Origin of the sequence: Pseudoalteromonas sp. 10-33 (assembly GCF_001469195.1) — a bacterium.
Lineage (GTDB): Bacteria > Pseudomonadota > Gammaproteobacteria > Enterobacterales > Alteromonadaceae > Pseudoalteromonas.
In genome coordinates, this window is sequence record NZ_LOFI01000020.1 from 1 (window position 1) to 9,244 (window position 9,244).

At 42.2% G+C, this 9,244-nt stretch carries 6 protein-coding genes; 4 read left to right on the forward strand and 2 right to left on the reverse strand.

The window, feature by feature from the left end:
- Positions 1–489: 489 nt before the first annotated feature.
- Positions 490–1,647: a benzoate/H(+) symporter BenE family transporter gene (locus tag ATS76_RS10840; RefSeq protein ID WP_058552160.1), complete on the reverse strand. Its 1,158-nt coding sequence runs from the start codon at positions 1,645–1,647 to the stop codon at positions 490–492.
- Between the two features lie 354 nt (positions 1,648–2,001).
- On the opposite strand from ATS76_RS10840, the gene ATS76_RS10845 reads away from it, so the two are divergent.
- Both ATS76_RS10845 and ATS76_RS10850 read left to right on the forward strand, forming a co-directional pair.
- Positions 2,002–2,700: a hypothetical protein gene (locus ATS76_RS10845; RefSeq protein WP_058552161.1), complete on the forward strand. Its 699-nt coding sequence runs from the start codon at positions 2,002–2,004 to the stop codon at positions 2,698–2,700.
- 159 nt (positions 2,701–2,859) lie between these two features.
- The gene (locus tag ATS76_RS10850) at positions 2,860–3,603 is read left to right on the forward strand and encodes a zinc-dependent metalloprotease family protein (protein WP_006793508.1); all 744 of its coding nucleotides are present in this window, start codon (positions 2,860–2,862) and stop codon (positions 3,601–3,603) included.
- Between the two features lie 150 nt (positions 3,604–3,753).
- Here the strand turns inward: ATS76_RS10850 and ATS76_RS10855 are convergent, their stop codons facing one another.
- Positions 3,754–4,977 (reverse strand): alkaline phosphatase family protein, encoded by a 1,224-nt coding sequence (locus ATS76_RS10855; protein ID WP_058552162.1) that lies wholly within the window; start codon positions 4,975–4,977, stop codon positions 3,754–3,756.
- A 191-nt stretch (positions 4,978–5,168) separates the two neighbouring features.
- Here ATS76_RS10855 and dgt point away from each other — a divergent pair, with 191 nt between their 5' ends.
- Positions 5,169–6,635 (forward strand): dGTPase, encoded by a 1,467-nt coding sequence (dgt, locus tag ATS76_RS10860; protein ID WP_058552163.1) that lies wholly within the window; start codon positions 5,169–5,171, stop codon positions 6,633–6,635.
- Between the two features lie 170 nt (positions 6,636–6,805).
- Positions 6,806–8,380, forward strand: a complete 1,575-nt coding sequence (locus ATS76_RS10865) for a hypothetical protein (RefSeq protein ID WP_058552164.1) — start codon at positions 6,806–6,808, stop codon at positions 8,378–8,380.
- Positions 8,381–9,244 lie beyond the last annotated feature (864 nt).

Below are 9,244 nucleotides of genomic sequence, written 5' to 3' on the forward strand. Positions count from 1 at the left end.
CACCACCGAGAAGTGAAGGAGAAGACCAGGAGAAGTGACCAAACCAATATTTTTAAACTCTGTGTAGCGCAAAGCGCCTCGGTGTACTCTGTGGTGATAAAAGATCACTTTTGTCACTTTGGTTGCTCATTTACTACTCATTCACTTCTCTTTGTGCATTAAAGATCGAAAAGCCCATTACTCACAAAGAGTCCAAGAGTCGCTACGCTTTTAGAGTTAGTGAAAAGCCCATCATTTACAATACCATGGCTTAATTTACCTGTAGACGCGCAGCTTGCTGGCGTTTAAAGCAACGCTTTTACATTTAGTTGATTTATTCGTAAAAGTGATTGTTTCACCACCGAAAAGTGAAGGAGAAAACCAGGAGAAGTGACCAAACCAATATTTTTTAACTCTGTGTAGCGCGAAGCGCCTCGGTGTACTCTGTGGTGGTAAAAGATCACTTAACCCTGTCACTTTGGCTGCTACTTTACCTAAAATCCACTTCCATTAACCCTTACGAGTGATCATCACGGTACACACTCCTGCAATAATTCCCCAAAAAGCAGAACCTACTGAAAACAGCGTTAAATCAGACGCCGTCACCAAAAACGTCACTATTGCAGCCTCAGTATATTGCGAACCCGTTAACGCCTGCTGCAAACTATTAGCAATAGTGCCAAACAAAGCGATACCCGCCAAAGCTAAAATAAGTGCTTGCGGTAAACTTGCCACCAACCCCACTAACGTTGCAGCACACAACGCCATTAAAATATAAAACACACCACCCGCAATACTTGCCCAATAGCGTTTATCCGGGTTTTTATCGGCCTCATCACTCATACAAATCGCCGCCGTAATCGCGGCTAAATTAATTGAATACGCCCCAAACGGCGCACAAAGCACATTCACCAGCCCCGTAACATTAAGCGATGACGAAATAGGCGCCTTATAATTGTGCGCCTTTAACACCGCAATACCAGGCAAATTTTGAGACGTCATGGTCACAATATATAAAGGTAAACCAATGCTTATACAGGCTTGTAAATTAAACGAAGGCGCAATATAGGTAAAGTGGCTCATTTTCCACTGTAACGCGCTGGTATCTATGTAGCCAAATTGCCACGCTAATAACACGCCAACAATTAATACACTTAACATCGCAAAGCGCGCAAAAAAGCGCTTACCCACAAAATAAACCAACACCATTAGCCCTATAACCAAGGGCATATCGTTCATAAAATTAAATACATCTATACCAAAAGTAACCAGCACACCCGCCAACATCGCACAGGCAAGCTCACTGGGCATTCGGTTCATTATTTTTTCAAACCAACCCGTAATCCCCGACAAAAAAACCAACAACGCGGCAAACATAAATGCCCCAACGGCTTCGCTCAAGTTATACCCTTGTGCGCTTGATATAAGTAATGCGGCCCCGGTGGTCGACCATGCAATTAAAACAGGAACTTTGTAATAGTACGATAATCCAATTGAGGTTGTTCCCATTACTAAACCTAGCATTAAAATCCAGCTCGCTACTAAATCGGGCGTTCCGCCAAGGGTGATCACAACCTGATAAATTAATGCAATAGAACTTGCAAAACCAATAATCACTGCCACTAACCCAGCTGTTGCTCGGTTAAGTAATTGATCTGAAAACGTCATAAATCCCTCTTGCATTTATTTTTATGCACACAACATACGTTGCGTAATTTCACATTGCAATTGGCTATTAGTGTAAGAATCGTGAATTATTTTCATTTTTATTTTAAAAAATTTTACACCTTTAAATTATTGCATTTTAAAAAACAAACAAGTACCTATAAAAGCGCCACAGGCCGCATAAAACCTACAAAAAGCAATACCGAAAATGTACTAAAAACAACCTAACCATTACTTAACAATAACTTAAAAAACACAAAACCAATACATTAATACTGCACAAGCAAACTTGATCTAATCACTCACTTAGTATAAAAAGTAACAAACAGTTAACCAAAAACACCAAAAGAGAAACAAATGAAGCGTTTAATCATTGCTGCCGTTGCTACTGCGGTACTCGCATTCGCCATTTACAAAGTAGTAATTAAGACCAATAAAGCCGAGGAGCCTATTGCCCCAATCGCAATCGATTTTGTACCTATTGATCTGCAAAAAACACGCACAACCAAAGCACCAGCGCCTATTGATATGAGCAAAGATCCGATAAAAGCAACGCCCAAAATAGAGCAAACAGCCCCTTTTGAAAGCTTTGACGCGGTGAATCGCTTGTCTGACCGTGCAAAAGCAGTACTTACCAATGCCAAAGTACTGCCTACCGATCTTAATAACGAAGCCTACATAGAGTTTGACCTAGCCAGTTTACAGGCACTTAAAACAGGGGAAAATTTTGACCTAGCTATTCCACAAACAACCGAAACTTACACCGCCGAAGTCACTAACGTTATTGAGTCGGCCAATGGCGACAAAAGCATTTTTGGAAAAGTACTCGGCGTTGACGGACGTATGCACAACACGGTACTTACCGTTGGAAAAGACGCTATATACGGCCAATTTACCGCGCCTTCTGGTAACTACGTATTTGAAAGCAAAGGCCAATACGGCTGGATAGCCGCTAAACGCGATTTATATAAAAGTCATATTGAGCACAACGTGAGTGCCCCACAACCAAAAACCGATAGCGCTGCCGATATGTTTGCCCCTAAAACCGACGGCTAACCACCTATTCCGCTCGCTCAATTAAGTGCTATCGCGGATTACTAGTACCTAATTTTTTATATTAAGCCTCATTAAATGGCTGCTTAAGTGTGCTCGTTATGCTTAAGCAAAATTTAATAATAACTATATTAACCACTACAAGAGTAAGGAAATACAACAATGAAGAATGTAATCATAAAAACGGCAGTAGCCGCTGCATTGTGCGCTGCAAGCACAGCACAAGCAGAAACAATCGATATTGGTATTTTATATACCGACCAATCGGCTGCAGCAACCAGCAATATTAATACAAAAATTAACCAGCTTATTGCGTTTAGTAATCAAGTTTACAGCCAAAATGGTGTAGATATCACATTACGTTTAGTGGGTTCGCAAAACTTAGGCGACTACGCAATTACACCGTCTGAAGACTGGCTTAATGCAGTAACAAACAGCAGCTACGTAGATAACCTACGTACAGGCTGGAAAGCCGATATGGTAGCAGTGCTAGGTATGGGTCAAAGTGCAGGTGCTGGCTTAATTTCATGTGGTTTAGCATGGGTTGGTCAAGGTACAAATGGCAACCTTTACAGCTCAATGAGCGATCGTATGTACTCAATCACGGCGATTGACTGTGGCGCAAGCACATTTGTACACGAGCTAGGCCATAACCAAGGTTTAGCGCATTCACGTAAGCAAGGTGATACGTCGGGTGGTGTTTATACAGACGGCATGGGCCACGGTGTACAAAACGAGTTTGCAAGTATCATGGCGTACCCACAAGTATTTGGTAGTGCAACTCAGTACGATTACTTCTCTAACCCAAATTGGAGCGTAAACGGTATTCCTTACGGTATTACAAACCAGGCATACGCAATTCGTACTGTAACGGCAACAAAAACAAGTATTGCTAACTTTAAGTAAGTTAGTAAAAAGCGGGCCGATTTATTAGCCCGCTTACGTTATTTTGTTATTCCAATCCGTTTAATTAAGTGATCTATTTTAGCCCCTAAAAATGATCAAGTATTATTGCGGATTGGTATTAGTCCCTTTGGAGCGCGTTATGCGCTCTTTTTAATGCACAACCACCTTTTGCTTAATAGCCGGCATTAACGTTTTACCATCGCCATCTACCTTATTTAATAGCTTTAAGCCCATTACTTTTGCAAGCACCGGGTAAATGTCGAGGTTATTTACTTTTTCAAGGCTAACACCTTGTTTAAACGCAGGCCCAGTGGCAATAAACGTGGCCGCCATGTCGTCTGTGTAAGCATAACCATGTGTGCCAACATACGTCGATTTGCCCTTACTTGTAAACACAGCCGGCGCGTTAGTTTGCGCAATAATATCGCCTACACGGCTCCCTTTATTATAATGATACCCAGCTAACTGCTCATCGGTTAACACTGTATAGCGGCCATTAGCCGCATCGCGCAAACGCGCTTTATAATTGGCTATGTCGGCTGCGCTGGTTTCGGGTTTTGCATATATAAGTAAGCGAGGCCCCGTGTTTTTAACTATAAAACCGTCATCGCTAGGTAACGTGTTCAACAAAATGCTTTTATTAGGGTCAACAACCGCCATACCATGATCCGACACAATCACTAAATTCACATCTTGTTCTAATTTACTCAAACGCGCTTGCAACTGCCCCATTAATGTATCGAGCTGTTTAACTGCATCGCGTGTTTGCGGTGCGTCGGGGCCAAATTCGTGCCCCATGCTATCTACTAACGAAAAATAACTCGCAACAAAGCGAGGGCGCTGCGCCTTAGGTAAGCTTAACCACTGAATAATTTGATCAACACGGCCTTGGTATTCACTGTGTTTAGAATAATGATAATAATAGTCGGGGGTCATACCATTAAAACGCGCATCCGACTCAGGCCAAAAATACGCCGCCGACTTAAGCCCCTGCATTTTAGCTAAATTCCATAACGGAATACCCTTTACCCACGTGCTGTCGCCTAATGCTTTGCCCATACTGTAACATTCGTTATTACGCGCTTTGTCGCAAAATTTGTTATCAACAATGCCGTGATTTACGGGCAATAACCCAGTCACAATAGAAATATGGTTAGGAAACGTTTTAGTGGGGTAAACCGGTATTAACTTTTGTGCCCTTACGCCTTTATCTGCCATGGCTTTTAAATTAGGTGCCCCGTGTTTTTCAATGTAATCCCATCTAAAACCGTCAATCGACACAAGCACTACGGTTTGCTCTTTTGCCGCAAACGCTAAATGGCTAGTAAGCACCAAAGATGCCAATATCATTACCTTTAAAAACACATACTTCATTATAAATACTCGCCTACATTAAAATGCGTTAAATACTGAAAAATATAGCTTTATAATACAATTGCAGGGGCTTAAATGATACAAGTACCTGTACCTAACTCGTCTAGGTGTATATATTAACAAGTAAGTATTAAAAAAGAATGACACCGCGCACTCACTTTGCCAGTCGTCAACACCAAACAAGGACACCGATGACTATCGACTTTAGTAAAAAAATAACCCCCGCGCGCATGTACCGAACCACCTCTAATTTACAAATGGCGCTTGAAAGCGACCGTGGTCGCATAATGAACAGCGCCGCTATTCGTCGCTTACAACAAAAAACACAAGTATTTCCGCTAGAGCGAAATGCCGCAGTGCGTTCAAGGCTAACTCACTCGCTTGAAGTACAGCAAGTTGGCCGCTTTATTGTACAGCGTATTTTTGCCAACTTAAGCTACCAACAACAAACAGACTTTGGTTTAACCGACCTAGAGCGCCCGCTCGAAAGCCTAGTAGAAATGGCCTGCCTAATGCACGACATTGGCAATCCACCTTTTGGGCACTTTGGCGAAGCCGCAATAAACCACTGGTTTAATTCTAATTTAGCCAGTGTTACCCCCGAGCGATGCCGCGAGCCAAATACCGGCATTGGTGTTATTTTTAAGCACTTAGCGCAAGACATTTGCAACTTTGAAGGCAATGCCCAAGGCATTCGTATTATTCATTCATTGCAAACTCTAAACCTAACTTACAGCCAAAGTGCTGGTATTTTAAAATACACCCGCCCAGCAGGGCTTGATATAAAAGACATACCCCAAAATAAAAACGACTTAATGAAAAAAGTAGGCTACTACTACAGCGAAAAAGCCTTTATAGAGGCATTACAAAACGAATTAACCATAGAGCCATACTGCCGCCATCCGGCCAGTTACATAATGGAAGCCGCTGACGATATATCGTACTGTCTAGCCGACATAGAAGACGCCGTAGAAAAAGACATAATAACCATTGAGCTACTGTGCACTGTACTTAAAAATCACTATCAAAAAGTACTTATAAACCTAACCATTGACGACACCGAACACCAAGACTTTGTTAGCAAAGCGGTAGACTACGCACTCGAGCGTGGCAAAGCACAACCGTATAACTTTAATAGTGAATTTTTTATATACCTGCGTGTTGCCCTACTGCACCCGTTAGTTAACCATGCAGCCAAACGGTTTATAGAAAACATAGAGCCCATTTATCACGGCGACTTTAACCATGCCCTACTAGAAGACCGAAGCCACTTGCACGCCGTAACACAAACGCTTAAACACGTTGCCCTAGCGCATGTGTTTTCAGATAAAGAAGTAGAAAAACTTGAGTTACAAGGCTACAGAATCATTAACGGCCTACTCGACAGCTACAAACCGCTACTGCAACTAACAAGCGACGACTTTAAACGCGCACTAAATGGCGACAAACGCCTACTCATAGAATCAAGACTCGTTAAAAAGCTCTCTAAAAAGCATTTAAATAGCTATCAACATGCCATAGACGCCATGCAAGAAGAGCCCGACCACTTTGCAGCCTACGAGTTTTATTACCGATGCCGGCTAATTCAAGATTACATTAGCGGTATGACCGACCAATTTGCTTACGACGAATACCGCAGCCTTATGGTAATAAGCTAGTACAAAATGGCGCCTACTTAGCGCCACTTAACAACCGCTGTTTAAGCGTTAACATTAAAACGAATTGAGCTTTGCCTTATTGGCTCGCTATTAAGCGTAAGGCTCCCCTAGATAATTTTTAATTTTACGCTTAAAATCAACTTATTAATGATTAAACGCTAACCACCCTTATGACCACTTTATTCACACGCCTGACGCTTTGTTTTGCCTTATTTTATAGTGTTAACAGCGCTGCTTATAACGAAGCAATGTGCATACTTATAAAGCAAGAAGTACAGCAGTACAGTAATAACAAAACAAGCGAAAAATACCGTAAAGCGGCGCGTGATTACAAAAAACATTGCAACAAACCTAAGCAAGTACTTACTCAGCCTAAACCTATAGTAAAAGAGCCTGAATCCAGTGTAATAGTGACTCAGCCACAACCCAATATTGTGCAACCCGCTCCGGTTATTGAACCTGAAAGTCAAACAACCGATGGGCTAATAGACGAAAAAACGCTTAACTTAACCGATGAGCAAAAGCAGCAAATTAGCGACATGATTGATGCAAATGCAAGCGAAGTAACCATTAATGTAGAGCCTACACAAACTACACCCGTTGAAGAAAACGAGCCTAAAAACACAGCTGACGACCAAACACTTGAAGAGCCAGTTGCCACGCTAAAATCGGAACAAGCATCAGAAAAAACACAAGAAGCAGCGCCAATTAAAACAACAGAGCAAGCTGCACCCGTTATACAAAACCCAGAACCAACAGTAGCGCCAGTGATTGCTCCGCAACCAGCGCGCGAGCAACCTAGCTCGTTATTATTGCCAAGTTTTGTATTAGTACTGGTTGTGCTTATTGGCGCAATGGTGATCATTCGTTTAAGTCGCGCAAAACAAACCAATGCTAACGCCGCCGTTACAACAGCAAATACGCAAATGCAAAATATACAAAGCATTGAAAAACAACCAACCGAAGTTACACCAGAGCAACAGCAACCAAAAGCCACACATAATACACCGGCAACCACAGAGCAATTAGCCACGGAAACAACCGAGCCAACAGCGCCCGTTAATGACCCAATTAAAAATGAAACACCAATCGAAGAAAAACCACAACCTAATACCGCCGAGTTTGAAGCCGCAGCCAAAACCACATTAGCGCGTATTAAAAACGCCAGCAGCTTTAACGAACCCCAAGTGCGCGACTTTGACCCAGATGCTAAACCTGAAAAAAAACAGCGCAAGCACAGCCCAGTAAAACCAGAGCCAACACCAGAAGAGCCTGTTGAAAAAACTGAACAACCAGCAGAGAAAACACCTGAGCCGCTACCAACAAGTACACCTGCTAAATTAGATAAACCCGAGCCAGAAGCGCCTGCATTTAAAACTGAACACGACTTTAAAGAGCCCGAAGTACGCACGTTCGATCCTAATGCACCACTTCCCGGCAAAAAGAAAAAACCACGTAAAACAGAGCCAACACAAACCGTGCCTGAGCCACCAGCGCCACAAAACACCCCTGAAACAATGCAACCAGAGCCAAAAGCATCTGAGGCAAAAGCCGAGCCAAAAACCCCTACAGCTGAGCCTAAAAAAGCAGATACCAACAACCCATTTGCCAACCTATCACTTGATGCAAGTTGGGACCCAAACTCAGCCGAAAAACCCAAAATAGAAGAAAAACAACGCGCCCCTAAATCACAAGCATTAATAGACGCAGAAGAACGCGCTAAAAAGCTACAAACAAAAGAGTAACAACCCTACTCACTCCTCTTTGTGCATTAAAGCCCTAAAAACCCATTATTCACAAAGAGGTTTAGAGACGCTGCGCTTTTAGAGAAGTGATCAAGTGACTCGTGATTAAAAAACCAATAAATCAAATGGCTTGGCTTCTCATTTACTCCTCATTCGCTTCTCTTTGTGCATTAAAGCCCTAAAAACCTATTATTAAAAAAGAGGTTAAATTTATTGGTAGACGCGCAGCTTGCTGGCGTTTAAAAGCAACGCTTTTACGGGGGTTGAAAGGTTATTGTTTCAGCACCAAAAGTTAAGAAAAAAGATGCGGAGAAGTAACTAACATTACTAATGTTTTCTCTGTGTAGCGCAAAGCGCCTCAGTGTGCTCTGTGGTAATAAAAAGATCACTTAACACCATCACTTTGACTACTCATTCGCTTCCCTTTGTGCATTACATCTTTAAAACCAATGATTCACGAAGAGGATAAGAGACGCTGCGCTTTTAGAAAAGTGATCAAGTGACTCGTTATTAAAACCAATAACTTAAATCAAGTAGCTTTGCTCTTCTCATTTACTCCTCATTCACTCCTCTTTGTGCATTACAGTTTTATAAGCTCATTATTTCTAAATTTACTGGTAGACGCGCAGCTTGCTGGCGTTTAAAAGCAACGCTTTTACGGGGGTTAATAAAATGATTGTGTTACCACCGAGAAGTGAAGGAGAAGACCAGGAGCAGTAACCAAACCAATATTTTTTAACTCTGTGTAGCGCAAAGCGCCTCGGTGTGCTCTGTGGTGATATTTATTTTAAATAACAAGAAGCTGCCGCTTCTAACGTGAGCAAGCTCTACGTCTACAAAAACAAACTAAAATACGCCTGTCAC

What these genes read in the sequence shown, in the direction of transcription:
- ATS76_RS10840 (WP_058552160.1), bottom strand. Translation starts at nt 1,647, where the DNA reads ATGACGTTTTCAGATCAATTACTTAACCGAGCAACAGCTGGGTTAGTG.
- ATS76_RS10845 (WP_058552161.1), top strand. Translation starts at nt 2,002, where the DNA reads ATGAAGCGTTTAATCATTGCTGCCGTTGCTACTGCGGTACTCGCATTC.
- ATS76_RS10850 (WP_006793508.1), top strand. Translation starts at nt 2,860, where the DNA reads ATGAAGAATGTAATCATAAAAACGGCAGTAGCCGCTGCATTGTGCGCT.
- ATS76_RS10855 (WP_058552162.1), bottom strand. Translation starts at nt 4,977, where the DNA reads ATGAAGTATGTGTTTTTAAAGGTAATGATATTGGCATCTTTGGTGCTT.
- dgt (WP_058552163.1), top strand. Translation starts at nt 5,169, where the DNA reads ATGACTATCGACTTTAGTAAAAAAATAACCCCCGCGCGCATGTACCGA.
- ATS76_RS10865 (WP_058552164.1), top strand. Translation starts at nt 6,806, where the DNA reads ATGACCACTTTATTCACACGCCTGACGCTTTGTTTTGCCTTATTTTAT.